The sequence below is a fragment of the Actinocorallia libanotica genome (assembly GCF_039525175.1).
GTDB classification, from domain to species: Bacteria; Actinomycetota; Actinomycetes; order Streptosporangiales; family Streptosporangiaceae; genus Actinocorallia; species Actinocorallia libanotica.
The window spans coordinates 128,557-154,420 of the sequence record NZ_BAAAHH010000019.1 but is presented as its reverse complement, the minus strand read 5'-3'; the positions used below and the strand labels follow the sequence as shown (position 1 = coordinate 154,420).

Genomic DNA, 25,864 nt, shown 5'->3' with positions numbered 1-25,864 from the left:
ACGTCACCGCGATCACCCTGCTGGCCGCGGTCACCGCGGTCACCGCGGTCGCCCCGGTCACCACGATCGCGCTGGCCGTGCTGGCCACCGCGGTCGCCGCGGTGCCCGCGGTCACGCTGGCGGTCGCCGCGCTCGCGGCCGCTGCGGCTGCGCTGGCGGCCTTCGGGCTGCTGGCCGCCGCCCTCGCCCTGCTGCTGCTCCTCGGCGGGCTTCTCCGCCGCGGGCCGGCTCTCGGCCTGCTCCTCGGCGGACTCCTCGCGCTGCGCGGCGCGGCCGCGCCGGGTGCGCTCGGGCTTCTCGGCCCGCTCGGCCCGGGCCGGCTGCTCGGGCGCCTGCTCGGCGGGCCTGGCCTCGGCCTTGTCGCTCTTCTCGGTGACAGGGGCCTCGGCCTTGGCGGCCTCGGGCTTGGCCTCGGCCTTGGCCGCGGTCCGCGTCGAGGTACGGGTGGTGCTCGCGGCCTTGGCCGCGGTCTCGGGCTTGGCGGCGGCCCCCTGCGCGCCGGCGGCCGCACCGCCCTGCTTCTCCTGAATGGCAGCGATGAGCTGGCTCTTGCGCATCCCCGTGGTGCCGCTGATGCCCAGCTGGGAGGCGAGGGTCTTCAGCTCGGGGAGCACCATGGCCGACAGTCCGGTGCCCCGGCGGGCGCGCTTCGGCGCGGGCTTTTCGCCCGTCGCTTCGTTCAGCAGTTCGCTGGATTCGCTCACAAAGGGTCCTTCCCAGGGAGCGGGTGTGGGCCGGATGAGGCCGATCTACCCGATGGTTCGCTTCGGCGGGGGCGCCGAATGCGGCGATCGTTTTCCAGACCGCCGGAGAGAATTTCTGAATACAGCCAGATGATCGCGTACTCGTCCCCTGCCCCGAGGGAATCAGAAGTGCAGAGTCTGGTGCACGGGCGCATCGGCACTGCCGATGGGCCTATGGCCCCGAGCGGGGCATCTGGTGCGGCTTCCAGCCTAACACCACCAGGGTGCACTTGGATTCCTTGAGGTCAGCGTGTCCGCGTATCGCGCGGCTGAACACGAGCGCCGAAAGGGCTGACGTTCAGCTGGTGTATATGCCAGCCATTACCCGTATCGACGTCCGGCCAACCGGAGGACGGCCATCCGAACGCCAGGACGGTCGGCCCGGCACCGGAGATGACCGCCGGAACTCCCGCCCGCCGGAGCAGCTCCACCAGCGCCGCCGAGCCCGGCATCGCGGGCGCCCGGTAGGACTGGTGCAACCGGTCTTCGGTCGCGTCCAACAGCACGTCGTAGCCCAGTTTGCTGGTCAGCGCGGCGATGAGCAAGGCCGCACGCCCAGAATTCGCCGCCGCGTCGTGATGTGACACGGTTTCCGGTAGAAGGCCGCGTGCGCGTTCGGTGGCCAGCCGCTGGTCCGGCACGAAGACCGTGACCTCGCGGTCGAGGTCCAGCCGGACCAGGCGCGGGCCGTCCGGGCCGCTCCAGGCGACCGTCAGACCGCCCGCCAGGCAGGGCGCCACGTTGTCGGGATGGCCCTCGATCTCGGTGGCCAGACGCAGCGCGTCGGCGTCGGAGAAGGACTCCCCCGCCGGGTGCAGCGCGCGGGCCGCGGTGATCCCCGCGACGATCGCCGCCGACGAGGAGCCCATGCCGCGGCTGTGCGGGATGCGGTTCACGCACTCCAGGCGCAGGCCCGCCGGCTGCGGGGCGCCGCCGATGCGCTCCCACGTCCGGCGGAGCACCTCCACGATCAGGTGCTTCTCGCCGAGCCCGGCCAGCTCCTCGCCCTCGCCCCGGATCACGATCTCCAGGCCGCCGCCGGTGAGCTCCACGCCCACCTCGTCGTAGTACGACAGGGCCAGGCCCAGCGCGTCGAAGCCGGGGCCGAGGTTGGCGCTGGTGGCCGGCACCTCGACCGTCACCCGGGACGTCCCGGCCCCGGCCGCCGCGTGCGTACCCGTCATGCCAGCCCGAGCGCCGAGGCCGCCGCGTGCGCGTCCACCTGCACGGTGGTCGGCGCGGGCGCGCCGGAGATCGCCCAGTCCGGGTCCTTCAGGCCGTTGCCGGTGACCGTGCAGACCACCTTCAGGCCCGGCTCCAGCCGGCCCTGCTCGCGGGCCTGCAGCAGGCCCGCCACCGAGGCGGCCGAGGCGGGCTCGACGAACACGCCCTCCTCGCGGGCGAGCAGCCGGTAGGCCGCCAGGATCTGCCGGTCGGTGACCGCGCCGATCGCGCCGCCGGACTCGTCGCGGGCGTTGCTCGCCAGCTCCCACGAGGCGGGGTTGCCGATCCGGATCGCCGTCGCGATCGTCTGCGGGTTGGCGACCGGGCCGCCCGCCACGAACGGTGCGGCGCCGCTGGCCTGGAAGCCCATCATCCGCGGCCTCCTGGTGGAGATCCCGTCGGCGGCGTACTCCTTGTAGCCCATCCAGTAAGCCGAGATGTTGCCGGCGTTGCCGACCGGCAGGCAGTGCACGTCCGGGGCGTCGCCCAGGGCGTCGACGATCTCGAAGGCCGCGGTCTTCTGCCCCTGGAGGCGGAAGGGGTTCACCGAGTTGACCAGCGCCACCGGGTAGTCCACGGCCAGCTTGCGCGCCAGCTCCAGGCAGTCGTCGAAGTTGCCGTCCACCTGCAGCAGCCTGGAGCCGTGCACCAGCGCCTGGGCCAGCTTGCCCATCGCGATCTTGCCGCGCGGCACCAGCACCGCGCACGTCATGCCCGCCCGCACCGCGTACGCCGCGGCCGAGGCCGAGGTGTTGCCGGTGGAGGCGCAGATCACGGCCTTGGCGCCCTCCTCGGCCGCCTTGGAGATCGCCATCGTCATGCCCCGGTCCTTGAACGAACCGGTCGGGTTGAGGCCCTCCACCTTCAGGTAGACCTCGCACCCGGTCTTCGCCGAGACCCGGGGCGCCGGGACGAGCGGCGTGTTGCCCTCGAGCAGCGTGACCACGGGAGTGTTCTCGGTGACCGGAAGCCGGTCACGGTATTCCTCTATCAGCCCGCGCCAAGCGCTCACGGCCCCTCCAGTCTGATTGCCTCTGGTCGACGCGACCTCGTCGCGGCGGTCGGCGAGCGTTCCTTAAACCAGCGCGGGGTTCGGTCTTTGCCGGATCGGGCTGGCGGCTTGAGTCTATTGGCTGACGGGCGGGTCGGCTCCAGGGGCCGTTCAGGATGTGGACGGCCCCCGCGGCGGCCGGAGGCCTACAGGTCGCCCTCCACGCGCATCACCGACGCCACCTCCCGCACCGACGGGTGGGAGCGCAGGGACTCCACCGTGGCGGCCAGCGCCCGGTCGGGGGCCCGGTGGGTGACGATGACGAGCTGGGCGTCGTCGCCGTGGCCCTCCTGGCGGACGGCCTGGATGGAGACGTCGTTCCTGGCGAACTCCTCGGCGACCTGCGCCAGGACGCCCGCCTGGTCGGCGACGTCGAGCTGCACGTGGTAGCGGGTGATCGTCTCGCCCATGGGCAGCACGGGCAGGGCGGCGTAGCTGGTCTCGGCGGGGCCGCTGGCGCCGCTGACCAGGTTGCGCGAGACCGCCACGATGTCGCCCAGCACGGCCGAGGCGGTCGGGGCGCCGCCCGCGCCCGCGCCGTAGAACATCAGGCTGCCGGCCGACTCGGCCTCCACGAACACCGCGTTGAAGGCGCCGCGGACCGAGCCCAGCGGGTGCGAGCGCGGGATCATCGCCGGGTAGACGCGCACCGAGACCCCGCGGTCCTCGAAGCGCTCGCAGATGGCCAGGAGCTTGACCACGCAGTCCACGGCCTTGGCGCCCGCCACGTCCTGCGCGGTGACCTCGGTGATGCCCTCGCGGTGCACGTCGGCGGCGGTCACGGGGGTGTGGAAGGCGAGCCTGGCCAGGATCGCGGCCTTGGCGGCGGCGTCGAAGGCCTCCACGTCCGCGGTCGGGTCGGCCTCGGCGTATCCGAGCCCCTGCGCCTCCTCCAGCGCCTCGGCGAAGCCGGCGCCGTGGGTGTCCATCTGGTCGAGGATGTAGTTGGTGGTGCCGTTGACGATGCCCAGCACGCGGTGGATGCGGTCGCCGACCAGAGACTCGCGCAGCGGCCGCAGCAGCGGGATCGCGCCCGCCACCGAGGCCTCGTAGTACAGGTCGGCGCCGAACTCGCGGGCCGCGGCGAAGAGCGTCTCGCCGTCCTCGGCCAGCAGCGCCTTGTTGGCCGACACCACCGACTTGCCGGTCTTGAGGGCGCCCAGGATCAGCGACCGGGCGGGCTCGATCCCGCCGATCACCTCCACCACCAGGTCGACGTCCTCGCGGGTGGCCAGGCCCATGGCGTCCGTGGTCAGCAGCTCACGGGGCACCCCGTGGCGCACCCGGTCGGGCCGGCGGACCGCGATGCCCGCCAGCTCGATCGGCGCGCCCACCCGGGCCGCCAGGTCGTCGGACTGCTCGGCCAGCAGCCGGACGATCTCCGTGCCGACCACACCGCACCCGAGCAACGCCACCCGCACCGGTTTCACGACTCTCCAACCTCCGCATCAAGCCTCAACAGGTCGTCCACGGTCTCCCTGCGGACGATGACGCGCGCCGCGCCGTCCCGGACCGCCACCACGGCCGGCCGTGTCACATAGTTGTAGTTGCTCGCCATCGACCGACAGTACGCACCGGTCGCGGCGACCGCCACCAGGTCGCCCGGCGCAATATCTTCGGGCAACCATAGGTCACGCACCACAATGTCCCCGCTTTCGCAGTGCTTTCCGACAAGTCTGCTGAGCATGGGGCCGGCCTCGGACGCGCGGCTGACGAGTCCGGCGGTGTACTCGGCGCCGTAGAGGGCGGTGCGGAGGTTGTCGCTCATCCCGCCGTCGACGCTCACATAGGTGCGGATGCCCTCGACGTCCTTGATCGTGCCGACCTCGTAGAGCGTGACGCCGCCGGGGCCGATGATCGCCCGGCCCGGCTCGACCGTCAGCCTGGGCACCGGCAGCCCGTAGGAGCCGCACTCCTTGGCCACGATCCGGCGCATGTTGTCGGCGATCAGCTTGGCGTCGATCGGGTCGTCGCCCGCCAGGTAGGCGATGCCGAAGCCGCCGCCGAGGTCGAGCTCGGGCAGCACCACGCCGTGCTCGTCGCGGATGGCCACCAGCAGCTCGGCGACGCGGTGCGCGGCGACCTCGAAGCCGTCGGTCTCGAAGATCTGCGAGCCGATGTGGGAGTGCAGGCCGACCAGCTCCAGCGAGGGCAGCGCCAGCACCCGCCGCGCCGCCTCCAGCGCCGCGCCGGAGTTGCGGGAGAGGCCGAACTTCTGGTCGTCGTGGGCGGTGGCGATGAACTCGTGGGTGTGCGCCTCGACGCCGGTGGTCACCCGGATCATGACCTTGGGGCGCACGCCGAGCCGCTCGGCGTGGTAGCCCAGGCGGGCGATCTCCTCGAAGGAGTCGACGACGATGTGCCCGACCCCGGCCTCCAGGGCCATGACCAGCTCGTCGACCGACTTGTTGTTGCCGTGCAGGGTGATCTTCTCGGCGGGGAAGTCCGCGGCCAGGGCCAGCGCCAGCTCGCCGCCGGAGCACACGTCCAGGCCGAGGCCCTCCTCGGCCAGCCAGCGCACGAGCGCGCCGCACAGGAACGCCTTGCCCGCGTAGTGCACGCTGCCGTCGGCGAAGGCGCCGGCGTACTCGCGGGCGCGCTGGCGCACGTCCTCCTCGTCCACGACGTACAGCGGGGTGCCGAACTCGCGGGCCAGGTCGCGGACGTCGACGCCGCCGACCTGCAGCGCGCCCTCCACCCGGCGGGCGGTGCGCGGCCACACCACCGGGGCCAGGTCGTTCAGGTCCGCCGGGGGCGGCATCGGGTGGTCTTCGGGCAGGACGTCGGCATGCCGGTCGCCTGCGGGATGAACTCTGCTCACAATCTCTCTCTTGCCGTCTCGCCGAGCCTGCGCAGCCCGTTGCTCAAGGTGACGCGCACGGCGCCGGCGAGGATCACACGGGCACCGTGCTGCGGGGTGGGCTCCTCGCGGGAACCCTCGTGGACGTCGTGGTAGGCGTCCGCGATCCGTTCCAGCTGGAGCATCGGTTTTCGGTGTCCGTCGAACCCCGCCAGCAGCCCGAGCAGCCTGAGCTCCCCGGGCGCGGTCAACGCCGCCGGGTCGCCCGGCGGCACCTGGAGATCACGGGCCCGGCGCTGCACCGCGCAGGCCCGCTCATAGGCGAAACGCACACGGAATCCGGGGTTGTCGAACGTCCTGGGGAAGTCGTCCCAGGACCCTTCGATCATCTCACCCCGGCCGTATCCCTCGTCCCCGGCGATGGCCGCGGCGATCCGCCCCGGGACGGCCAGGTGCAGCGCCAGCAGGCCCGGTCCGCGCGTCTCGACATGTGAGACGTCCGGGTGCCGCGCCAGCCGGCCGGCCAGCGGCGCCGCGTCCAGCCGGTGCCGCGGGGCGACCGCCGAGACGTAGGTGTCCTCCCAGGTGATTGAGGCACTGGACGGACGCACGCCGTACTCGGCGGCCACCGCCGCCAGCACCGCCTCGTTCGCCTCTCCGGGAGTCACGGCACCGAGGGTAGCCGACCAGCATCTGGACAAACGACAGGTTTCACACGCCTCCGGCGCCCGCCGCGCGCAGGGCCAGCGCCCGCACCGTCCGGATCAGCTCGGCCGGGTCGAAGGGCTTGGTCACATAGGCGTCGACGCCGATGCCCACGCCCCGGTCGACGTCCCGCTCCTGCGCCCGCGCGGTGATCATCACCACCCCGATCCGCGCGGTCCGCGGATCGCCCCGCAGCCGCACGGCGGTCTCCCACCCGTCCAGCCGGGGCATCATCACGTCCAGCGTGATCACGTCGGGCGCCACCTCGCCCACCCGCTCCAGGCAGTCCCACCCGTCCACCGCGGTGTGCACCTCGAACCCCTCCAGTTGGAGGTTGACCGCGATCAGCTGCCGAATCACCTCGTCGTCGTCGACGACCAGTACCCGCCCGAGACTCTCAGCCATCAGCCCAAGCTAGCCCGCCGCACCCCTCGCCGCACGCAAACCGAGCCGTCGGCACGCCTCCTTCCGCGTTCCGGCCCCGGCCGCCCCCGCGGCGGGGAAACGGGTGCGCGTCTTCTCCGGAACCCTGGTAATCTTCTTCTCGTTGCGGGCTCCCGTAGCTCAGGGGATAGAGCGTTGCCCTCCGGAGGCAAAAGCGCAGGTTCGAATCCTGCCGGGAGCGCATCAGAAGGAAAGGCCCCGCAGGTGATCACCTGTGGGGCCTTTCTGTTGTGTCCCCCTTCTGATGCTTCCTCCGCCTTTGCGCACTCATCGCGGCATGTGGGGCAGACTCCAAGGCGTTCGCCGTCCCCGGCCCCGAGGAGACCCATGCGTTACGGACGATCCCCCCTCACCCTCACCGCAGCCGCCCTGCTCGCCGGGCTGGCGCTGTCCGCCTGCGGGAGCGGCGGCGGGGAGGAGAAGGCCGCCTCGCCGGGCTCCCCCGAGCGCTCCGAGCAGGCCGCGCCCGGCGAGCCCACCGTCCCCATGCCGCAGGAGATCGAGACGCGCCCGACGCCCGCCGCCTCCACCGCGCCGCCCGCCCCGGCGGGGACCCCCGCCTGCAAGAACCCCCAGCTCTCCCTGGCCGCCGCCGGAGGGCAGGGCGGCGCGGGCACCCACATCCAGCGGCTGGAGATCACCAACAGCGGGGCGCTGTGCACGCTCGAAGGCAGGCCCGAGGTCTACCCCTACGACGCCAAGGGCGCCCGGGCGAAGGGGTTCAAGACCGCCTCCGTCCCCGGCGACTTCGGGGCCATCGGCGGGTCGCCCGGGAAGGTCACCCTGGAGAAGGGCGGCAAGGCCGTGGTCTACGTCGTCGTCAACGACAACAGCGCCGAGGGGAAGAGCTGCCCGGAGGCGGCGGGCCTGGCCCTCCAGGCGCCCGGGGACGCCGGGAACGCCCCGGTGCGCCTGGCCAAGGCGTGGAGCCCGTGCCCCGGCCCGATCCAGGTCTCGGCGGTGCACCCGCCGACCTCCGTCTTCTAGTTCCGCGGAACCGCCGGTTCCCCGGACCGGGCTCCAGGCACCATGATGATCTCCACTCCGCGAACCGGGAGGAACGGTGGAGATCACACGTACCGAGGTCGACGGCGTCCCCGCCTACTGGACGGACGGGCCCGAGTACCAGGCGGCGCTGCTGTTCCGCGTGGGGCGGGCCGACGAGACGCTGGCCCGGAGCGGGATCACCCACCTCGTCGAGCACCTGGCCCTGTACGAGCTCGGCGGCGTCGAACGGCACTTCAACGGCATGGTCGACGCCCGCACCACCACGTTCGTCAAGCAGGGCTCCCCCGAGGAGGCCGCCCGCTACCTCAAGGGCGTCTGCGCCGGGCTGGCCCGCCCTCCCATGGAGCGCCTGGAGGCCGAGAAGCAGGTGCTGCGCACCGAGGAGGCCGGCCAGGGCGGGCGCGCCCTCGGCGACCTGCTGCTGTGGCGGTACGGCTCCCGGGGCCGCGGCCTGCTGGGCTACCAGGAGCTCGGACTACCCGAGATCTCCCCCGAACTGATCACGTCCTGGACGAGGTACTGGTTCACCCGGGGCAACGCGGTGCTCGCCTTCACCGGAGGCCCGCCGCCCGAGGGCCTCGTGCTCGACCTCCCCGACGGGCCGCGCCGCCCCACCGCGCCGTCCGCGCCGGTGCTCCCCCGGTTCCCCGCCCACTTCCCGATGCCGCTGGACGGCGTCATGCTGCACGCCGAGGTCGAGCGCGGTCCCGGCGCATCCCTCTACCGGCACGTCCTCCGGCGCAGGCTGCACGACGTGCTCCGCCGCCAACGGGCGCTCAGCTACACCACCTCGGTCGAGTACCGGCCCGACGAGGCGCACACCGCCGAGCTCGTCGCCTTCGCCGACGGCCTCCAGTCGGTCTCCGGCGAGCTCACCGCGGCGTTCCTGGAGGTGGTGGACGACCTGGCCTCCCGTCCCGTGGCCGAGGCGGAGCTGGCCGAGGCCAAGGAGAGCGCGCGGGAGGGCTTCGAACACCGGGACGCCGCCACCGCCCTGGTCATGTCCGTCGCCTGGGACGACCTGATGGGCGCGGCCGTCCGCACGCCGCGCGAGCAGCTCGCCCGGATCCAGCAGGTGACGCCGCAGGACGTCCAGCGGGCCGGCGTGCAGGTGCGGGACACCGCGCTGCTCGCGCTCCCTCCCGGGGTGGAGCCCGCGGACAAGCGGTACCGGCCCGCGCCGGGCAACTCCCCTTACGCGCTGGAAGGGCACGTCCTGCACCCCTGGAGCGGAGCGGAGTACCTGATCGCCGCGCCCACGGGGCTGACCAAGGTGACCGGAACGGCCATGGCCACCGTCCAGTACGCCGAGTGCACCGCGGTCCTGGCGTGGCCGGACGGCGCAAGGCAGCTCTTCGGACCCGACGGCATCACCGTCCGGGTCGAGCCGGGGCTGTTCCGGGACGCCGCCCCGCTCGTCCACGCCGTGGACCGGTCCGTCCGGCCCGACGTCTTCGTCCGGATGCTGCCGCGCGACCACCTTCCCCGGCCCGAAGACGGCGGCCCGCCGTTGTCGCTGTCCGCCCCTCCGCCGGAGCAGGAACGCCGCAGCCTGTTCCGGCGCAAACGCCAGGACGATCCCGACCCCCTGCTCACCGAGGCGCTCGCCGCGGTGCGCGCCGGGCGGCCCGAGGCGGGCCTGGCGGTGCTCGCGGCCAGCCGGGGGCACCACGACCTGCGGGACCGCCGCCTGTCCTTCCTCTCGGACGCCTGCCCGCTCTCCGCCCTCGACCCGCTGCGCGCCGCCCGCCCCGACGACCCCGACCTGCTGCTGTGGGCCGGTTCGACGCGCATCCAGGAGGCGTGGCGCATCCGCAGCGACGCGCGGGCCCAGTACGTGGGGCGGGAGCAGTTCACGCGCTTCTGGGTGGTGCTCTCCCAGGCGGGCGGGACGCTGCTGCGCGCCGCGCACCTGCTGCCCGACGACCCCGTCCCGTGGGAGACCCTGCAGTTCTACGGGCTCGGCATGCAGCTCCCCCGGCCGGAGCTCGACCGCTACTGGGACGAGATCGTGCGGCGCGACCCGTACCTGTACCCGGCGCACCTCAGCCGCGCCCAGGTCCTGGCGGGCAAATGGCAGGGCTCGGACGCCGAGAGCCTGGAGTTCGCCGACGAGACCCTCCACCGCGCCCCGCCCGGCCACCCGCTGAACGCCGTCGTGGCGGCCGTCTGCCTGGAGACCGCCGTGTCCTCCGACGACGAGGCGCGGGTGCACCTGGCCCGCCCCGACATCTACGGACGGCTGGTGGCGGCGTCCGCCAAATTCCTGGCGGCGCCGCAGGACCATCTGAGGGCGCGGGAGGCGCACCAGTACCTCGGTGCAGCCTTCTACCACGTGCGGGACCTGGACCGGGCCCGCTACCACCTGTCGCTGGCGCATCCCCGCAAGGACCTGTCGCTGGCCTGGTTGTACCGGTCCGAGAGCGAGAAGGACTACAGGCAGGCGCGGCATCTGCTCGATCTGGACTGAAGGTTTTTCTCGTCTCGGGAATAACATCCGTTCCGGATTGTTGTTCACGGTGTATCACTACCCCCTACAAGCCATGTCAGGAGGAGGTTTTGGACACCGTCATCCGACGGCGACGCGAAGAACCAACCGATTCACCCCTTCGATCCCGGTCTCTCCGGGCCCTCGCGGTGGCCGCGCTGTTGGAACAGCAGGCCGAACGTGATCACGTTCGGTCACCGGACCACGTCGAATCGAACTAATCCGCTGCTCAAGTGGGCGTTGAGCCATGTCGTTCGCCATGATGGGTCGTAACGCCCGGCCCGATGGCATGGGCGGTTCGACGACGATGAGGAGAAACGATGGCTCTGCCGACGCTGACCCCCGAGCAGCGGGCCGAAGCTCTCGCCAAGGCCCAGGAGGCCCGCAAGGCGCGTAGCGAGCTGCTGGCCGCCCTCAAGGCCGGGACGCTCAGCCTGGGCGACGTGCTCGCACGCGAGGACGCCGTGGCCAAGAAGACCAAGGTCACCCAGGTGCTCAAGGCCCTGCCGGGTTACGGCCCCGCCAAGGTGGCCGCGCTCATCGAGAAGCTGGGCATCGACGAGAACCGCCGGGTCGGCGGCCTCGGCGAGCAGCAGCGCGCCAAGCTGCTGGCCGAGATCGGCTGACCCGGATCAGCACCGAAGCCCCGTCGCGGACACCGCGGCGGGGCTTCTTGGTCTTTTTCCGGTTCGACCAGATATCAATACGCAGGGTGATCGGCCGATCACCAAATGATCCATAACGAAAGATGAATAAACCCTGGCCGGTTCCCCTCGCGGTGTGCGACGGTTCCCCCGTGCGCAGATACCCAGCGTTGCATGCCGCTCGCAGTGAGTACAGGGGCAGGAGGGTCGCCGCCCTCGGCCTGCCCGTGCTGGCCGTCCTGACCTGGATGGCCGCCGGGCTGCTGCACCAGCCGACCGGCCCGGTGCCGCTCGTCCGGCATGTCACGAACATCGAGGGGCCCGGCCGTTCCGGCCCGCCCGAGGAGATCGCCCAGTCGGCGCTCCGCCCGTCCGAGGCCCCGGCATCCGCCGGGGGGCGGACGCCGGGGCGGCGTTCCCGGGCCATCGCCGCCGCGCCCCGCCTGACCCCGGCCGCCACCTCGCGGCCCGTGCCCCCGGCCCTGCCCTTCCCCGTGCCGCCGACCCCGCCCCGGCCGGCCGCGTCCGCGCCGGCCGCGGCCTCCTCGTCCGGCACCGAGCCGGATCCGGCGAAGACCCGGCGGCCCCGGGCCGCCCTCCCGTCGACGGCGGCCGGGACCCCGCAGCCGCCGCCCGCCGACGCCGCCCGGCTCGCGGTGAGCGCCGCGACCGCGACGTCCCCCATGTCGCGCCCCTCGGCCTCGCCGGGCCCCGTTCCCTCCCCGGGCGCCGAAGAGCCCTCTCCGGCGCGTTCCGATCCGTTCGCCGCCCCCGCAGAGCCGCGGTCCGCGACGCCCTCTCCGGCGGAGCGCCGGACGTCCTTCGACCCCGAGCCCGTCCCGCAGTGCGGCGGCTTCCTGCTGCCGCTGCTCGGCTGCCCCCTCTGGGCGCCGTTCCCGTGGGTGCCGTGACGGCCGTTCAGTGGCGGTCGGCGCGGTAGTCCTCGATCAGCCGGGACAGCAGCGCGCCGTAGTGCGCGATGATGCGCTCCAGTTCGTCGTACCGCGCCACGTCCAGCAGTTCGCGCTCCAGCAGGACGAAGTCGCAGCGGCTCTCCCACTCCTGGATCTTCACCTGGTCGGGGCAGGGCTTCAACCGCTCCCGGCCCGCCTCGCCCAGGTACCAGCACGCGACGTCTCTGAGCAGTCTGCTCGCAGCTTCGACCATGATCTCCAGTGTGGCCTTCCGGTTCGCGGGCGAAACCCCGCTTCGGGCAATGGATCCTTCAGGCGGCGGTCACCGGTGCGGGCGTGACAGGCCGGTCAGAAGGGCCGGGAATTCGGTAAAGGTACGGTGCCGATTCGACTTAACGGCTGGACAGAGGGGGCGTGATCGGTTCGTCCTGTCTAGGATCGCAGCGTCCTGAACGGCTCGTGGGAGTACGGAGGGTTGCGCGATGGGACGATCGCGGGCCGGGCGGCAGGTCCGCCATGTGCGTTGGCGTTGCACCGCCAACGTCTCCTTCCCCGCTGCCCCGGAGGACTCCTACGATCCCGACGGCTACCGGCTGGTGCCGGCCGATCCGCCGCTGACCCTGGCCCAGCTCGCCGCGCTCGTCGACCCCTCCGGCTCGCCCGCCTGGCGGCCGGCCACCGGCCTGGTGTGGGCGCGCGCGGAGTTCCTCGCCCTGCCCTGGGTGGCGGACTGGATGTCGGGCTGGGAGGAGGGCGAGCGGTACTGCGCGTCGATCATCGCCCGGTACGGCGACTTCATCCCCGCCGACCTCGCCGTGCTGGAGGCGGCCTCGCTGGACTTCCAGGGCGTGGAGACCTCCGACCGGGAGGCGAGCTTCGTGCACGAGAGCCACGTCTGCGCCTTCGCCGGCCTGGACGACCTCCGCCTGGCCCTGCTCACCCTCTACCGGGACCAGTGGGTCGTGCCCCTCACCGACGGCACCCTCGCCGCCCCGCGCCTCGCCCTCGCGCCCGCCGACTGAACCGGCGGCGGCCCTCAGCCCGCGCGGAACGTCTCCAGGAAGCGCTCGTAGACTCCGAGCCCCTCCTGCCAGCGGTCCTCACTCGCCACCAGCACCACCTGGAAGTTCTGTCCCGCGATCGTGAAGATCCGCGTCTTGGCGTGCCCCGGCCGTCCGTCCCGGGTGAAGGTGAACTCCAGCTCGTAGGCCGGGAGCCCCTGCTGGGAGACGCTCCTGATGTCGCCCACCCGCCGGTAGTCGGGATAGTCCATCTGCGCCTCGGCGGCCTCCAGCTCCCGGAGCAGGCCGAAGGCCGTGGGCGGTGAGCTGACGGCGATGCCGAGGCTGCTCCCGTCCTTCGCCGGAGCGAGCACCGTCTCAGCTTCCTCGCTCGACCAGGCCGCGGGGACGACCGCCGTGTAGTCCGTGCCCCGGTGTTCCTTCTCCCCTTCCCGCGGCACGGGCGCGGAGGCCGAGGCGGACTGGGCGACAGGCGTGCCCGTCGTCCGGGGCTCGCCGCCGTCGTCCTTCTGGGAGAGGGAGACGAAGACGGCTCCGGCGGCCAGGAGCAGCGCCGCGCCCGCGGCGAGTGCCGGCAGATGACGAGGGCGCCGTTCTTTCGGCGGTGGCGGGCCGGCTGGAAGACGCGCGCCGGGATCGAATGCCGCACCTGGAAACGCCGCGCCCGGATCGGTGCCCGCGAGCCGGACGGGGCCGTGGGGTCCGGCGGCCGCCGCCAGGAGTCGCGCGGCCTCGTCCGGGTGGAGGCGTTCGGCGGGGTCCTTGCGCAGCAGACCCGCCAGCACCGGGGTGAGGGGGCCCGCGCGGCCCGGCGGGTCCGGCTCCTCCGTCAGCAGGGCGGACAGGACGCCGACGAGGTCGTCGCCGTGGAACGGCGGACGGCCCTCCACCGCGGCGTAGAGGGTGGCGCCGAGCGACCACAGGTCCGACGCGGGTGTGGCGGGGCGCCGCCTGGCCTGCTCGGGAGAGAGGTACATCGGGGAGCCGAGGAGGGCGCCGGTCCGGGTGAGCTCGGGGTCTCCGACGAGGCTGGCGATCCCGAAGTCGGTGAGCACCGCGCGCCCGCTCTCCATCAGGATGTTGGCGGGCTTGACGTCGCGGTGCACCACGCCCGCGGCGTGCGCGACGCGCAGCGCCTCCAGCACCTGCAGGCCGAGCACCGCCGTCTCGGCCGGAGCCAGCGGGCCGCGTCCGGCCAGCACCCTGTCCAAAGAGTCCGCCCGCACGTAGCGCATCACGATCCACGGCCGCCCGTCCTCCTCCACGACGTCGTGGACGGTCACGATGCCGGGGTGGTCGAGGCGGGCCGCGGACCTGGCCTCGCGGATGATCCGCGCGTACAGGGGGGCGGGGTCGACGCCGGGCGGCGGGCTGACCTCCTTGAGCGCCACCTCCCGGCCGAGGAGCCGGTCGCGGGCGCGCCAGACCGCGCCCATGCCTCCTCTGCCGAGCGGTTCGACCAGCTCGTAGCGATCCACGATGATCTTGTCGGGGGGCACGGGGCGACGATACCGGGCGGGGCTCCCGCGGCGCAGGCCCGTACGCCAGGATGAGGGCATGTCCAACCGGGAGCTGTTCGTGCTCGGCACCGCCAGCGCGGTGCCGACGCGGCGCCGCAACCACAACGGGTACTTCCTGCGCTGGGACGGGCAGGGGCTGCTGTTCGACCCCGGCGAGGGGACGCAGCGGCAGATGTCGCGCGCCGGGCTGGCGGCGAACGACCTGCACTGGGTGTGCGTCACGCACTTCCACGGCGACCACTGCCTGGGGGTGCCGGGTGTCGTGCAGCGGATCGCGCGGGACGGCGTCGCGCGACCGGTGCACGCGGTCTATCCGGCAAGCGGCGCGGTGTACTGGGAGCGGCTCCGGCACGCGGCGTCCTTCCACGACACCGCCGACATCACCGAGCACCCCGTCGAAGGCGGCGGCGCGGAGCTGGCGGGCGCGGACTTCACGCTCACCGCGCTGCGGCTCGACCACGGGATCGAGGCGTACGGGTACCGGCTGGCCGAGCCGGACGGGCGGACGATGCTGCCGGAGAAGCTGCGCGAGCACGGCGTCCGGGGTGCGCAGATCGGCCGGCTCAGCGGGCCGCTGCTGGAGGAGTGCAGCGTGCCGCGGCCGGGCCAGAAGATGGCGTTCGTCATGGACACGCGGTTGTGCGACAACGTCTTCGCGCTCGCCGAAGGGGTGGACCTGCTGGTCATCGAGTCGACCTTCCTCGACTCCGAGGAGCGCCAGGCAGCCGAGCACGGGCACCTGACCGCGCGCCAGGCCGGGCGGGTCGCCCGCGAGTGCGGGGTGCGCCGGCTGGTGCTGACCCATTTCTCCGAGCGCTACACCGAGGCCGACGAACCGCTCTTCCTGGAGCAGGCGGACTTCCCGGGCGCGGTGCTCGCCCGCGACCTCGACCGCGTCCCGCTGCCGCCGCGCCGCCGGACCGGCGGCTGACACTTCTCCCACCACGAGAGACGCACGCCCGGCGGCGTGCTCACGGCGGTCGAACGCGCGCTGTCGCGCGCCGAATGTTCGGCAGGCGTTGCCGCAACGGCACGTCTTCTTCCGCCGGATCCCCTATGGTTACTTTCAGTGACACTCCAGGGGGGATCGAGTGACATGAGAGTGCTTTTGCTGACCGTCGGGTCGCAGGGGGACGTGCTGCCGTTCGTCGCGCTGGCCGAGCGGCTGCGCCGGGAGGGGCACCAGCCGCTGCTGGCCGCGCCCCGGCTGTTCCACAGGACGGCCGAGGCGCACCACATCCCGTTCGCCCCGCTGGAGCTGGACATGCTGCGCGTCGCCGACGGGCTGGAAGGCGCGTTCGGGGTGCGGCAGTTCCTGCGTTTCGCGCGGGAGCTGGGCGCGGTGGCGCCCGAGGCGCTGGAGAGCGTGGTGCGGGCCGCCGAGGGCGACTTCGACGTCGTCGTCCACCATCCGATGTTCCCGCTGGGCCACCACCTCGCCGACTGGGCGGGCGTTCCGTCGGTGCTCGCCGCCCCCCTCCCCGCCTACCAGCCCACCCGCGCCTTCAGCTCTCCGGCGTGGGGCGTGCGCCTTCCCTTCCCCCGCGCCTCCTACGCCGCCGCGCAGCGGGTGTTCCTGCGGTCCTGGTCGCGGGAGCTCGACCACTGGCGCCACCACACGCTGGGCCTGCGCCGGCGGTCCGGCTGGCGCGACCCGCTGGTGCGCCCGGACGGCGAGCCCGCGACGGTGCTGCACGCCATCAGCCCCCAGGTGCTGCCCCGGCCCTCCGACTGGCCCGGTACCGCGCACCTGACCGGCTACTGGCGGCTGCCCGAGGCGCCCTTCACCCCGGGGCGGCGGCTCCGGGAGTTCCTGGAGGCGGGCGAGCCCCCGGTGTACGTGGGGTTCGGCAGCATGCCGCTGCACGAACCGCAGCGGCTGGCCCGCCTCATCGCCGAGGCCGCCGCCGAGGCCGGCGCCCGGGTGCTGCTGGCGGGCGGCTACCGGGGGCTGCGCGGCGTCGTCAACTCCGACCGGGTGCACCTGGTGCGGCACGTCCCGCACGAGTGGCTGTTCCCCCGGTGCGCCGCGGTGGCCCACCACGGCGGCGCGGGCACCACGGGCGCGGCCGCCGCGGCGGGCGTGCCGCAGGTCATCTGCCCCGCCGGGCTCGACCAGCCGTTCTGGGCGCGCCGGATGCGGAGCCTGGGGGTGGCGCCCGCCGCGCCGAAGCTGGGCGAGCTCTCGGTGCGCGGCCTGGTCCCCGCCTTCGACGCGGTGCTGAACGACCTGCAGCTGACCTACCGGGCCGAGGAGCTGGGGCGGCGGGTGCGGGCCGAGGACGGCACCGGCGCGGCGCTGCGGCTGATCGGCGCCTCCACCGGCCCCGTGCGGGACGTCCTGCCCGGGATGTCCGCCGGGTCAGCCGACCTTCCTGAATTCCCCGAATCACCGGAAACGATGGTGAAGTTGTGATCCTGCCGCTCCCCGAGGGCTTCGAAAGACACCCGCTGCGCGTGCGGCGCGGCACCGTCGAGGCGATCCGCCACCCCGCCGCCGCCGGGCGCGACCGCGGCGAGACGGTGGTGATGGTGCCCGGGCACTTCGGCTCCAAGGAGGACTTCCGGCTGGTCATGCCGCTGCTGTCCGCCGTCGGGTACGACTGCTGGGCCTACGACTACACCGACCAGTTCAGCGCGACCGGGCTGGACTCCTACAACGACTACACCCTGGACCTGCTCGCCGCCGACCTCGTCGAGCTCGTCGGCGAGCGGCGGGTGCACTACCTGGGGCACTGCATGGGCGGGCTGGTCGCGCGCCGCGCCGTGCTGGAGCGGCCCGAGCTCGCCCGCAGCCTGGCCCTGGTGAGCTGCGGCCCGCACATGCACGGGCTGCGGCACCGGGCGATGTGGGTCGGCCTCGACGAGATGCTGGCGGGCAGCGGCCTGATGGGCATGTGGCCCGTCGTGCAGCGGCTGCTGCCCGAGGGCGACGAGCTCGCCGCCGGATTCTGGCGCAGCAAGCTGGAGACGATGAACCACGCCTACGTGCAGGGCACCGCCGACTCCATGCGGACCGCCCCCGACCTCACCGGGGAGCTCGCCGCCAGCGGGGTGCCGGTGCTGGTGCTGTACGGCTCCCGCGACCGGAGGTTGTGGAGCCACGAGATCTACCACGAGATGGCCGTCCGGCTCGGCGCCGCCGAGGCCGTGCTGCAGGGGGCCGCGCACAGTCCCGTCATGGAGCGGCCCGAGGCCACGGCCATGACGCTGCTGAACCTGCTGGAGAGCGCACAGGAGGTCTGCCGGTGACGGTGATGGCGCCCGCCCCCGCCGGGGCCACGGCCAAACGCGTCTTCCTGCGGCTGATCCGGCCCCGCCCGCAGGCCGACCCGTACCCCGACTACCGGCGGCTGCGCGAGCTCGCGCCCGTCCACACCATCCGGCTGCCCGGCCTGGGCGAGGCATGGGTGGCGGCCGCCCACGCCGAGGTCGCGCTGCTGCTGCGCCACCGCGACTTCGGCCCGCTGTCGCACGCCCGGCTGGACCTGCTGTCGCCGGGCTGGCGGCGGCAGCCGCTCACCTCCTGCATCTACCGTTCGATGGCCTTCCGCAGCGGCCTCGACCACCGGGTCAACCGGGGCCTGGTCGCCGGCGACTTCTCCGCCCGCACCGCCGACGGCCACCGCGAGAGCCTCACCCTGCTGGCCGAGGAGCTGCTGGACGGCCTCGCCCGCGGCGGCCGCGAGACCGACCTGATGGACTCCCTCGCGCTGCCGTTCGCCGCGCTGACCATCGGCCGCGCCCTGGGCGTCCCGGACGGCCCCGCCCTGGAGCTCTCCCGGCTGTCCCGCGTCGCGAGCACCGTCTTCGAGCCCATGGCCACCGCCGCCCAGCGCGCCGCCCAGCACCGGGCGGGCGAAGGCATCGTCGACCTCCTCGGCGCGCTCCTGGCCGAGCGCCGCCGCGCCCCGCAGGACGACCTCCTCACCCGCCTCGCCACCGCCCGCCCCGCCGACCGGGACGCGGACGGGCCGACCGACCGGAACGCGGACGGGGTGCGGGAGGCGCTCAGCACGGCCGTCATGCTGTTCGGCGCGGGCTTCGACTCGCCCGCCAGCGCGGTGGGGCTGGGCGCGGGGCTGCTCATGGAGCATCCCGAGCAGGCGGCCCTGCTGCGCGCCGACCCGTCCCTGGGGCGCCGCGCCGCCGAGGAGATCCTGCGCTACGACTCCCCCGTCCACCTCGTCACCCGCACCGCCCACCGGGACACCCGCCTCGCCGGGGTTCCCATCCCGCGCGACGGCGTCGTCTTCGGCCTGCTGGCCTCCGGCAACCGCGACCCGCTCGCCGTCTTCGAACCCGACCGCTTCGACATCGCCCGGATCCCGGCCCCCGCGCTCTCCTTCGGCGCCGGCGCCCACTACTGCCTGGGCGCCCCGCTGGCCCGCCTCCAGTCCGAGATCCTCTTCCCGCTCCTCCTCCGGCGCTTTCCCGCCCTGCGTCCCGCCGCCCCGCCCGTCTACCGCTCACCGGGCACCATGCTCCGCGGCTACGAGCACCTGCCCGTCCTCCTGCGCTGACCCCGTCGCCCGCCGTCCTCCCCGCCCGTCCGCGGTGCGCCGGGGCGGCGGGGGCGGTCAGGCCTGGATGATCTCCAGGCCCGCTTCGCGGAAGGGGGCGAGGCGGGCCTCGTCGGCGGTGGAGTCGGTGATCAGGGTGGTGATGCGCGCCAGGGGGCAGATGCGGGCGAAGGCGCGGGTGCCGAGTTTGGAGGCGTCGGCGACCACGGCCACGCGGGCGGAGCGCTCGGCCATCAGGCGGTTGACCGCCGCCTCGCCCTCGTGCTCGGCGGCGGCGCCGAAGGAGGCGTCGAGGGCGTCCACGCCGAGGATGGCCAGGTCGAGCCAGAGGCCGTCCAGGGTGGCGGCGGCCAGCGGGCCGATCAGCTCGTAGGAGTTGGGGCGGGCCACCCCGCCGGTCATCACGATCTTGATGGTGGGGCGGACGGTGAGCTCGGCGGCGATGTTCACCGCGTTCGTCACCACGGTCAGGCCCTGCCGCGCGGCCAGCTCCCGCGCCACCTCCGTGGTGGTGGTGCCGCCGTTCAGGCCGACGGCCATGCCCGGTTCGGCGAGCGCCGCGGCCGCGGCGGCGATGCGCTGCTTCTCCGCGGCGGCGCGCGCCGCCTTGTAGCGCAGCGGGAGGTCGTAGGCGACCTCGGCGGAGACGGCGCCGCCCCGGGTCCGCTGGAGGAGCTGCTGGCGGGCCAGCTCGTCCAGGTCGCGGCGGATGGTCGCGGGCGAGACGTCCAGGGCGTGCGCCGCCTCGTCGACGTCGAGGCGGCCGCGGTCGGCCAGGAGTTCCAGCAGCCGGGTGCGGCGGTCGTGTGCGGAGGCCATGATGCTCATTCTTGCAGCGACTTGATGACTCTTGTACGTTTAGCGGGTAATTAGAGCATGATTGAGCAAACGGGGGCTTCCTTGTCGTTCACCGCCGAAGAGATCGCCGCGCAGCCGCGGTGCTGGGAGCGGGCCATCGCCCTCGCCCCGGAGGCCGAGGGGCTGCCCGCCACCGGCGAACGGGTCGCGGTCGTCGGCTGCGGCACCTCCCTGTTCATCGCGCAGTCCTACGCCGCGCTCCGGGAGTCCGCGGGACTCGGCGAGACGGACGCCTTCCCCGCCTCCGAGTTCCCCTACGCGCGCGCCTACGACCGCGTGGTGTCGATCTGCCGCTCCGGCACCACGACGGAGGTGCTGGAGCTGCTGCGGCGCACCGGCACTCCCAACGTCGCGGTCATCGGCGACCCCACCACGCCGATCGTGCAGATCGCCGACGCCGTCATCCCGCTGGAGTTCGCGGACGAGAAGTCGGTCGTCCAGACGCGCTTCGCCACCACCGCCTTCACCCTGCTCCGCGCCCACCTGGCGCTCTCCGAGCCGTCCCTCCTGCCCGCGGACCTCGTGGCGCAGGCCGAGGAGGCGGTGAACGCGCCGCTTCCCGAAGGCGCGGTCGAGCGCACGCAGTTCACCTTCCTGGGCGCGGGATGGACGAACGGCCTCGCGCACGAGGCGGCGTTGAAGGTCCGCGAGGCGTCCGGCTCCTGGACGGAGTCCTACCCGGCCATGGAATACCGGCACGGCCCCATCAGCGTGACGGACGAGCACAGCGTCACGTGGTTCTTCGGCGCCCCGCCGGAGGGACTGGAAGAGGAGGTGCGGGCGGCGGGAGCCGTCGTCTCGGCCTCCGGCCTGGACCCCGCGGCCGACCTCATCCGGGCGCAGCGCCTGGCCGTCGCGGTCGCCGAGCACAAGGGCCTCGACCCCGACGAACCCCGCAACCTCACCCGTTCGATCATCCTCACCTGACCCATGGCGACCTCCACCACCTACACCAACGCCCGTCTGGTCACCCCGTCGGGGATCGTCGAGAACGGCTGGCTGCGCGTCGCCGGCGGACGCATCGAGGCGCTGGGCGAGGGCCCCGCCGAAGGCCGCGACCTGGGCGGCGCCTGGATCCTGCCCGGCTTCATCGACCTGCACGTCCACGGAGGCGGCGGCCACTCGGCCATGACCTCGCGCGAGGCGATCCGCGAGTCCGTCGCCTTCCACCGCGCGCACGGCACCACCTCGACGCTCGTCAGCCTGGTCACGGCCCCGCTGGAGCGGCTGGCCGAGGCCGCGGGCTGGATCGCCGACCTCGCCGAGGAGGGACTGATCCTCGGCGGCCACTTCGAGGGGCCGTTCCTCGCGCACTCCCGCTGCGGCGCGCAGAACCCCGCCGCGCTCCGCGCCCCCGACCGCAAGGAGCTGCGACTGCTCCTCGACGCCGGGCGCGGCACGATCCGCCAGGCCACCATCGCACCCGAGCTGGTCAACACCAACGGCGACACCGGCCTCGACCTCATCCGCGACCTGGTGGCCGACGGCGTCATCGCCGCCATCGGCCACACCGACGCCACCTACGAACAGGCGCAAGCGGGCATCGAGGCGGGCGCGCGGCTCGTCACGCACGTCTTCAACGGCATGCGCGGCCTGCACCACCGCGAGCCCGGACCGCTCCTCGCCGCCTCCGAGCATCCCGACGTCGTCCTGGAGGCCATCAACGACGGCGTGCACCTGAACGATCCGGTCGTGCGGATGCTCGACCGGCTGGCTCCCGGACGGCTCGCCTTCATCACCGACGCCATCGACGCCACCGGCATCGGCGATGGCGAATACCTCCTGGGCGCGATGCGCGTACGCGTGGCGGACGGCCAGGCCCGCCTGGCCGACAGCGGCGCCCTGGCGGGCAGCACCCTGACCATGGGCGACGCCGTACGCCGCGCTGTCAGGGACGTCGGCCTGCCCATCGAGACGGCCTCCCGCTACGCCTCCGCCGTCCCCGCCCGGGTACTCGGTCTCACCGACCGCGGCACGCTCACCCCGGGCGCACGCGCCGACCTCGTCTTCCTCGACGAAGACCTGCGGGTCACCGAGGTCCCGTGATCCTCACCGTCACCCTCAACCTCGCGCTGGACGTCACCTACGACGTCGCAACGCTCACCCGGCATGCCACCCACCGGGTCCAGAGGGTGCGTCAGCGCGCGGGAGGCAAGGGCGTGAACGTCTCCCGCGTGCTCGCCTCCCTGGGGCAGGAGACGCTCGCCACGGGACTGTGCGGGGGCCCCACCGGCGATCTCGTGCGCAAGGACCTCCACAAGGCGGGCCTCTCCCATGCCTTCCACACCATCTCCGGTGACACTCGCCGTGCCGTGACGGTCGTGGACGACGACGCGACCGTCTTCAACGAGCCGGGACCGCTCGTCCACCCCGCCGAATGGTCGCTCTTCCAGGCTCACTTCACGCGGCTCGCGCGGTCGGCGAGCGTCGTCGTCTTCTCCGGCAGCCTCCCACCGGGCCTCCCCGACGACGCGTACGCGACCCTCATCGGTTTGGCGGGCGGGGCGAAGACCATCGTCGACACCAGTGGTCCGGCGCTGGGTGCCGCCGTGGCGGCCGCTCCTTCTCTCCTCAAGCCCAACGCACGTGAGCTCGCCGAAACCGGGCTCTCCCCTGCCGGGCCCCTCGTCGTCTCCCGAGGCGGGGAAGGAATGCGCGCCATGGCGGACGGAAGATGCTGGGAGGCACGCCCGCCGGAAGTCCTTACCGGCAATCCCACGGGCGCCGGAGACGCCGCGGCCGCCGCCCTGGCCGTGGCGCTGCGGGACGGCTCTCCGTGGGAGGAAGCCCTGCGCGACGCCGTGGCCCTGTCCGCGGCCGCCGTCCTCACCCCCGTGGCGGGCGCCGTCGACCACGCCGCCTACCGCCGGTTCCTGTCGAAAGTCAGCGTGAAGGAAGTGCCATGCCCCTGGTGAAGACCGCCGAGCTCGTCTCCCCCGGCACCGGGATCGCCGCGTTCAACGTGATCACGCTGGAGCACGCCGAGGCGATCGTCGCCGGTGCGGAGGAGGCGGGCCACCCCGTCATCTGCCAGATCAGCGAGAACGCCGTCCGGTTCCACCACGGACGCCTGGCCCCCATCGCGGCGGCCACCCGCGCCCTCGCGGAGTCCTCTTCGGCCCGCGTCGCCCTGCACCTGGACCACGTGACGGACGAGGCGCTGCTCCGCCAGGCGGCCGACCACGGCTTCGGTTCGGTCATGTACGACGGCTCCCGGCACGACTACGCCGAGAACGTCGCGCGCACCGCCGAGGCCGCCGCCTGGGCGCACGCCCGGGGATTGTGGCTGGAGGCCGAGCTCGGCGAGATCGGCGGCAAGGACGGCGCGCACGCCCCGGGTGTGCGCACCGACCCCGAGGAGGCCGCCCGCTTCACCGCCGAGACCGCCGTGGACGCCCTGGCCGTGGCCGTGGGCAGCTCCCACGCCATGACCGAGCGCACCGCCCGGCTCGACCACGGCCTCATCCGGCGGCTGCGCGACGCGCTGCCCGTCCCCCTCGTCCTGCACGGCTCCTCCGGGGTCCCCGACGACGAGCTGCGCCGCGCGGTGGCCGCCGGCATGGTCAAGATCAACATCGGTACCGCGCTGAACAAGGCGTTCACCGGCGCGGTCGCCGCGCACCTGCCGTCCCGGGTCGACCCGCGCGCCTACCTGGCGCCGGCCCGCGACGCCATGGCCGCCACCGTCGCCCACCTGCTGCGCGTCGTCTCCGGCTGAGGCCGCGCGGACCCCGCAGGCCCGCGCCGGACCCCGCAGCCGCACCGGACCCCGCGCAGGACCCCGCGCAGGACCCGCGCGCCACGTCAGACCCCGCGCCGGCCCCGCGTGCCGCGCCGGACCCCGCGCCGGATCCCGCGCGCCGCGCAGGACTCCGCGCGCCGCGTCAGGTCCCGCACCGGACCCCGCGCCGGCCTCGCGTCAGACCTCGCGCCCCTCGGCGACCAGCGTCAGCCACACCCGCAGCGACATCTCGAACGCCATCCGCGCCTCGGGGTCGTAGAGCTGCTCGCCGAACAGCTCCTCCAGCTGGTGCAGCCGGTAGCGGACGGTCTGCGGGTGCACGTGCAGCCGGTTGGCGACCTCGGTGGCGTTGAAGCCGCTCTGGAGGCAGGCCAGCAGGGTGCGCGCCAGCCGGTCGCGGTGCCGGGCGCGGATGTCCAGCAGCGGCGCCAGCCGCGTCTTGGCGACCGTCCAGACCAGTTCCTCGTCCTGGAAGACCACCAGGCTCGGCATGTGGTCGACGCAGCGGATCAGCCCGTCGTCGGGCACCACGCCGCGCTCGGCCAGCACCAGCACCTCCCGCGCCCAGCGCAGCGACCGGCCCAGCTCGCCCGCCTCGACCGTCGGGCCGATCGCGGCGTTCCAGTCCTGCAGCGCGCTCTCCAGCATCTGCCTGCGGCCCGGCCCGTCGGGGTCGGGCACGATCAGGCAGGGCTCGTGGCGGTTGAGGTCCATCAGGACGTCCGGGGGCAGCGCGGGCTGCAGGAACTCCTCGGCCTGCCGCTCGCGCAGCGCCACGGCGGCCACCGAGCGCGGGACGCGCCACTCGGCGTTGCGCGCCGCCTCGGCGATCGCCGCGGGAGCCGCGGGCGGCTCGGCCAGCAGCAGGTCCAGCAGCCGGCGGCGGCGCCTGCTCTGCTCGCCGGCGACCTGCTCGCTGGCCGCGTGGTACCCGGCCGCCGCGGCGGCGGCCAGCTCGTCCAGGAAGAGCAGGATCGCCTCGGCCATCTCACCCAGCGCCGAGCGCGGCAGGTCGTAGCGCTCGGACTCGGCGGTGATGCGGCGCAGCGCGACCCGCGCCCCCAGCCGCATGGCGATCTGCAGGTTGTCCAGGCTGCGCCCCTCGCGCGCCTCGCCCCAGCCGATGAACCGGTAGACCTCGGTCAGCTTCTCCAGCGACGTGCCGGGGTCGGCGACCAGCTCGACGAAGTGCTGGAGCGCGCCTTCGACCGCGGCGTTCAGGTTGTCGTTGTAGGCGGGGTCCAGCCGGGAGTACTCGGGTACCTTCTCCCTGATCTCGGTGATCATCTCACCGGCCACGCTGGTCAGGAAGGATTCGAAGAAGCCTGCCCACTCGCCCGGGAGCTGGGGGAAGGCCCGAGCCGAGGACCCCTCCAACGCGGTGGACATCAGTGGCCTCCCCGGTTCGGCGGTGCGGTGGACTCGCAAGTTACCCGCACGTTCACCAAGATGCAGCTAGTACGCCGACAAAAGCACCGGTCCGTTTGTGATGCAGGTGATAATAAATTACCGCGAACCCACCAGAAGGCGGGACGCCGTGCGCATCATGGAACGGACCTCGTCCCTCGGCTGCGCCAGCGAGGTCAGGGTGATCAGCGCCGACAGCACCAGCTGACCCACGATCGCCTCGACGTCCGCCATGTCGACGCCCGCCACCGTGCCGAGCGTCCCGTCGGGGTCGATGGCCGCCCTGAACCGGTCGCGGATGTAGACGAACAGCTCGTTGCGCGCCTCCTCCACCCCCGCGTCCTGGGAGGTGACCGCCTGGACGATCGCCGAGGTGAGCGGGAGGTCGGCGGAGGCCAGGTCGATCAGCGCCTCCAGCAGGACGCTCAGCCGTTCCTCCGGGTCGGCGGCGGGCACCGGCACGTCGGCGATCAGCTGCGCCCAGTCGGCCGCGACCTCGGTGAGCAGATGGTCCTTGGACGAGAAGTAGCGGTACACCGTCGCCCGCGCCACGCCCGCCCGGTCGGCCACGTCGTGCATGGTCACCGCGGCGTAGCCGCCCGTGCCGGCGAGGTCCCGCGCGGCGTGGACCAGCCGTGCCCGCCGCGCCTGCTGCTCCTTGCTCAGAGTGCGCGTGACGGTGATCCGTACGTCGCCGGCCAAGGGACACCTCCTGTGCTCACCCGCAATACTCCCGCATGCGCGGTGGGAACAGGGCCGAAGGGGTGCCCG

Annotated in this window: 25 protein-coding genes and 1 tRNA gene; 14 read left to right on the top strand and 12 right to left on the bottom strand. The window is 73.5% G+C overall.

Annotation, left to right across the window (positions count from 1 at the left end; translation table 11 throughout):
* The 7 genes from ABD140_RS22700 to ABD140_RS22670 all read right to left on the bottom strand — a co-directional run.
* Positions 1 to 704 (bottom strand): Rho termination factor N-terminal domain-containing protein (locus tag ABD140_RS22700; protein WP_344242942.1); only part of this gene is annotated, 704 nt, incomplete at its 3' end.
* A gap of 284 nt (positions 705 to 988) precedes the next feature.
* A complete protein-coding gene (gene thrB, locus ABD140_RS22695) occupies positions 989 to 1,927 on the bottom strand; it encodes a homoserine kinase (protein ID WP_344242941.1) in 939 nt (312 codons plus the stop codon).
* Positions 1,924 to 2,979, bottom strand: a complete 1,056-nt coding sequence (gene thrC, locus ABD140_RS22690) for a threonine synthase (protein ID WP_344242940.1) — start codon at positions 2,977 to 2,979, stop codon at positions 1,924 to 1,926. The genes thrB and thrC overlap by 4 nt, the downstream gene beginning before the upstream one ends.
* Before the next feature lie 185 nt (positions 2,980 to 3,164).
* Positions 3,165 to 4,448: a homoserine dehydrogenase gene (locus ABD140_RS22685; protein ID WP_344242939.1), complete on the bottom strand. Its 1,284-nt coding sequence runs from the start codon at positions 4,446 to 4,448 to the stop codon at positions 3,165 to 3,167.
* Positions 4,445 to 5,779 carry a diaminopimelate decarboxylase gene (lysA, locus tag ABD140_RS22680; protein WP_425544143.1) on the bottom strand — a complete coding sequence of 445 codons (1,335 nt, stop codon included), beginning with the start codon at positions 5,777 to 5,779 and terminating at the stop codon, positions 4,445 to 4,447. The genes ABD140_RS22685 and lysA overlap by 4 nt, the downstream gene beginning before the upstream one ends.
* Before the next feature lie 56 nt (positions 5,780 to 5,835).
* Positions 5,836 to 6,486 (bottom strand): anticodon-binding protein, encoded by a 651-nt coding sequence (locus tag ABD140_RS22675; RefSeq protein WP_344242937.1) that lies wholly within the window; start codon positions 6,484 to 6,486, stop codon positions 5,836 to 5,838.
* A 43-nt stretch (positions 6,487 to 6,529) separates the two neighbouring features.
* The gene (locus tag ABD140_RS22670; protein WP_344242936.1) at positions 6,530 to 6,928 is read right to left on the bottom strand and encodes a response regulator transcription factor; all 399 of its coding nucleotides are present in this window, start codon (positions 6,926 to 6,928) and stop codon (positions 6,530 to 6,532) included.
* Between the two features lie 148 nt (positions 6,929 to 7,076).
* On the opposite strand from ABD140_RS22670, the gene ABD140_RS22665 reads away from it, so the two are divergent.
* The 5 genes from ABD140_RS22665 to ABD140_RS22645 all read left to right on the top strand — a co-directional run bounded on the left by ABD140_RS22665 (position 7,077) and on the right by ABD140_RS22645 (position 12,018).
* A tRNA-Arg gene (locus ABD140_RS22665) sits at positions 7,077 to 7,148 on the top strand.
* 146 nt (positions 7,149 to 7,294) lie between these two features.
* Positions 7,295 to 7,954 carry a DUF4232 domain-containing protein gene (locus ABD140_RS22660; RefSeq protein ID WP_344242935.1) on the top strand — a complete coding sequence of 220 codons (660 nt, stop codon included), beginning with the start codon at positions 7,295 to 7,297 and terminating at the stop codon, positions 7,952 to 7,954.
* A 76-nt stretch (positions 7,955 to 8,030) separates the two neighbouring features.
* The gene (locus tag ABD140_RS22655) at positions 8,031 to 10,445 is read left to right on the top strand and encodes a hypothetical protein (protein WP_344242934.1); all 2,415 of its coding nucleotides are present in this window, start codon (positions 8,031 to 8,033) and stop codon (positions 10,443 to 10,445) included.
* Between the two features lie 338 nt (positions 10,446 to 10,783).
* Positions 10,784 to 11,089: an integration host factor, actinobacterial type gene (gene mihF, locus ABD140_RS22650; RefSeq protein WP_106397706.1), complete on the top strand. Its 306-nt coding sequence runs from the start codon at positions 10,784 to 10,786 to the stop codon at positions 11,087 to 11,089.
* Positions 11,090 to 11,259: 170 nt separating this feature from the next.
* A complete protein-coding gene (locus ABD140_RS22645; RefSeq protein ID WP_344242933.1) occupies positions 11,260 to 12,018 on the top strand; it encodes a hypothetical protein in 759 nt (252 codons plus the stop codon).
* Between the two features lie 7 nt (positions 12,019 to 12,025).
* On the opposite strand, the gene ABD140_RS22640 is transcribed toward ABD140_RS22645, so the two are convergent.
* Positions 12,026 to 12,274 (bottom strand): hypothetical protein, encoded by a 249-nt coding sequence (locus ABD140_RS22640; RefSeq protein ID WP_344242932.1) that lies wholly within the window; start codon positions 12,272 to 12,274, stop codon positions 12,026 to 12,028.
* Between the two features lie 229 nt (positions 12,275 to 12,503).
* Between ABD140_RS22640 and ABD140_RS22635 the strand changes: the two genes are divergently transcribed.
* Complete coding sequence (locus ABD140_RS22635; RefSeq protein WP_344242931.1) at positions 12,504 to 13,043, top strand: hypothetical protein; 540 nt, start codon at positions 12,504 to 12,506, stop codon at positions 13,041 to 13,043.
* Positions 13,044 to 13,057: 14 nt separating this feature from the next.
* Here the strand turns inward: ABD140_RS22635 and ABD140_RS22630 are convergent, their stop codons facing one another.
* Positions 13,058 to 14,542 (bottom strand): serine/threonine-protein kinase, encoded by a 1,485-nt coding sequence (locus ABD140_RS22630; protein ID WP_344242930.1) that lies wholly within the window; start codon positions 14,540 to 14,542, stop codon positions 13,058 to 13,060.
* Positions 14,543 to 14,600: 58 nt separating this feature from the next.
* Between ABD140_RS22630 and ABD140_RS22625 the strand changes: the two genes are divergently transcribed.
* From ABD140_RS22625 to ABD140_RS22610, 4 genes are all read left to right on the top strand, one after another.
* A complete protein-coding gene (locus ABD140_RS22625; protein WP_344242929.1) occupies positions 14,601 to 15,494 on the top strand; it encodes a ribonuclease Z in 894 nt (297 codons plus the stop codon).
* 165 nt (positions 15,495 to 15,659) lie between these two features.
* Positions 15,660 to 16,979: a glycosyltransferase gene (locus tag ABD140_RS22620; protein ID WP_344242928.1), complete on the top strand. Its 1,320-nt coding sequence runs from the start codon at positions 15,660 to 15,662 to the stop codon at positions 16,977 to 16,979.
* The gene (locus tag ABD140_RS22615; protein ID WP_344242927.1) at positions 16,976 to 17,815 is read left to right on the top strand and encodes an alpha/beta fold hydrolase; all 840 of its coding nucleotides are present in this window, start codon (positions 16,976 to 16,978) and stop codon (positions 17,813 to 17,815) included. Before ABD140_RS22620 ends, ABD140_RS22615 begins: the two co-directional genes overlap by 4 nt.
* Before the next feature lie 5 nt (positions 17,816 to 17,820).
* Entirely contained in the window at positions 17,821 to 19,086 is a 1,266-nt protein-coding gene (locus tag ABD140_RS22610; RefSeq protein ID WP_344242943.1) for a cytochrome P450, read from the top strand.
* A 57-nt stretch (positions 19,087 to 19,143) separates the two neighbouring features.
* Here ABD140_RS22610 and ABD140_RS22605 read toward each other — a convergent pair whose 3' ends face one another.
* Positions 19,144 to 19,905 (bottom strand): DeoR/GlpR family DNA-binding transcription regulator, encoded by a 762-nt coding sequence (locus tag ABD140_RS22605; RefSeq protein WP_344242926.1) that lies wholly within the window; start codon positions 19,903 to 19,905, stop codon positions 19,144 to 19,146.
* 57 nt (positions 19,906 to 19,962) lie between these two features.
* Between ABD140_RS22605 and ABD140_RS22600 the strand changes: the two genes are divergently transcribed.
* Genes ABD140_RS22600 through ABD140_RS22585 form a run of 4 tightly spaced genes read left to right on the top strand, consistent with a single transcriptional unit; the run spans position 19,963 to position 23,662 of the window.
* Positions 19,963 to 20,871, top strand: a complete 909-nt coding sequence (locus tag ABD140_RS22600) for an SIS domain-containing protein (protein ID WP_344242925.1) — start codon at positions 19,963 to 19,965, stop codon at positions 20,869 to 20,871.
* A 3-nt stretch (positions 20,872 to 20,874) separates the two neighbouring features.
* Entirely contained in the window at positions 20,875 to 21,990 is a 1,116-nt protein-coding gene (gene nagA, locus ABD140_RS22595) for an N-acetylglucosamine-6-phosphate deacetylase (protein WP_344242924.1), read from the top strand.
* Entirely contained in the window at positions 21,987 to 22,859 is an 873-nt protein-coding gene (locus ABD140_RS22590) for a 1-phosphofructokinase family hexose kinase (protein WP_344242923.1), read from the top strand. Before nagA ends, ABD140_RS22590 begins: the two co-directional genes overlap by 4 nt.
* Positions 22,847 to 23,662: a class II fructose-bisphosphate aldolase gene (locus tag ABD140_RS22585; protein ID WP_344242922.1), complete on the top strand. Its 816-nt coding sequence runs from the start codon at positions 22,847 to 22,849 to the stop codon at positions 23,660 to 23,662. Before ABD140_RS22590 ends, ABD140_RS22585 begins: the two co-directional genes overlap by 13 nt.
* A 201-nt stretch (positions 23,663 to 23,863) precedes the next feature.
* On the opposite strand, the gene ABD140_RS22580 is transcribed toward ABD140_RS22585, so the two are convergent.
* Together ABD140_RS22580 and ABD140_RS22575 are read right to left on the bottom strand one after the other, a co-directional pair.
* Complete coding sequence (locus ABD140_RS22580; RefSeq protein ID WP_344242921.1) at positions 23,864 to 25,075, bottom strand: PucR family transcriptional regulator; 1,212 nt, start codon at positions 25,073 to 25,075, stop codon at positions 23,864 to 23,866.
* A 117-nt stretch (positions 25,076 to 25,192) separates the two neighbouring features.
* Positions 25,193 to 25,795, bottom strand: coding sequence for a TetR/AcrR family transcriptional regulator (locus ABD140_RS22575; protein ID WP_344242920.1), 603 nt, complete (start codon positions 25,793 to 25,795; stop codon positions 25,193 to 25,195).
* Positions 25,796 to 25,864: the final 69 nt, after the last annotated feature.

Bases quoted from the DNA above. Each gene is read 5' to 3' on its own strand.
- thrB (WP_344242941.1), bottom strand. From the start codon at position 1,927: ATGACGGGTACGCACGCGGCGGCCGGGGCCGGGACGTCCCGGGTGACG.
- lysA (WP_425544143.1), bottom strand. From the start codon at position 5,779: ATGCCGCCCCCGGCGGACCTGAACGACCTGGCCCCGGTGGTGTGGCCG.
- ABD140_RS22670 (WP_344242936.1), bottom strand. From the start codon at position 6,928: ATGGCTGAGAGTCTCGGGCGGGTACTGGTCGTCGACGACGACGAGGTG.
- ABD140_RS22660 (WP_344242935.1), top strand. From the start codon at position 7,295: ATGCGTTACGGACGATCCCCCCTCACCCTCACCGCAGCCGCCCTGCTC.
- mihF (WP_106397706.1), top strand. From the start codon at position 10,784: ATGGCTCTGCCGACGCTGACCCCCGAGCAGCGGGCCGAAGCTCTCGCC.
- ABD140_RS22640 (WP_344242932.1), bottom strand. From the start codon at position 12,274: ATGGTCGAAGCTGCGAGCAGACTGCTCAGAGACGTCGCGTGCTGGTAC.
- ABD140_RS22635 (WP_344242931.1), top strand. From the start codon at position 12,504: ATGGGACGATCGCGGGCCGGGCGGCAGGTCCGCCATGTGCGTTGGCGT.
- ABD140_RS22625 (WP_344242929.1), top strand. From the start codon at position 14,601: ATGTCCAACCGGGAGCTGTTCGTGCTCGGCACCGCCAGCGCGGTGCCG.
- ABD140_RS22620 (WP_344242928.1), top strand. From the start codon at position 15,660: ATGAGAGTGCTTTTGCTGACCGTCGGGTCGCAGGGGGACGTGCTGCCG.
- ABD140_RS22610 (WP_344242943.1), top strand. From the start codon at position 17,821: ATGGCGCCCGCCCCCGCCGGGGCCACGGCCAAACGCGTCTTCCTGCGG.
- ABD140_RS22605 (WP_344242926.1), bottom strand. From the start codon at position 19,905: ATGGCCTCCGCACACGACCGCCGCACCCGGCTGCTGGAACTCCTGGCC.
- ABD140_RS22600 (WP_344242925.1), top strand. From the start codon at position 19,963: ATGATTGAGCAAACGGGGGCTTCCTTGTCGTTCACCGCCGAAGAGATC.
- nagA (WP_344242924.1), top strand. From the start codon at position 20,875: ATGGCGACCTCCACCACCTACACCAACGCCCGTCTGGTCACCCCGTCG.
- ABD140_RS22585 (WP_344242922.1), top strand. From the start codon at position 22,847: ATGCCCCTGGTGAAGACCGCCGAGCTCGTCTCCCCCGGCACCGGGATC.
- ABD140_RS22580 (WP_344242921.1), bottom strand. From the start codon at position 25,075: ATGTCCACCGCGTTGGAGGGGTCCTCGGCTCGGGCCTTCCCCCAGCTC.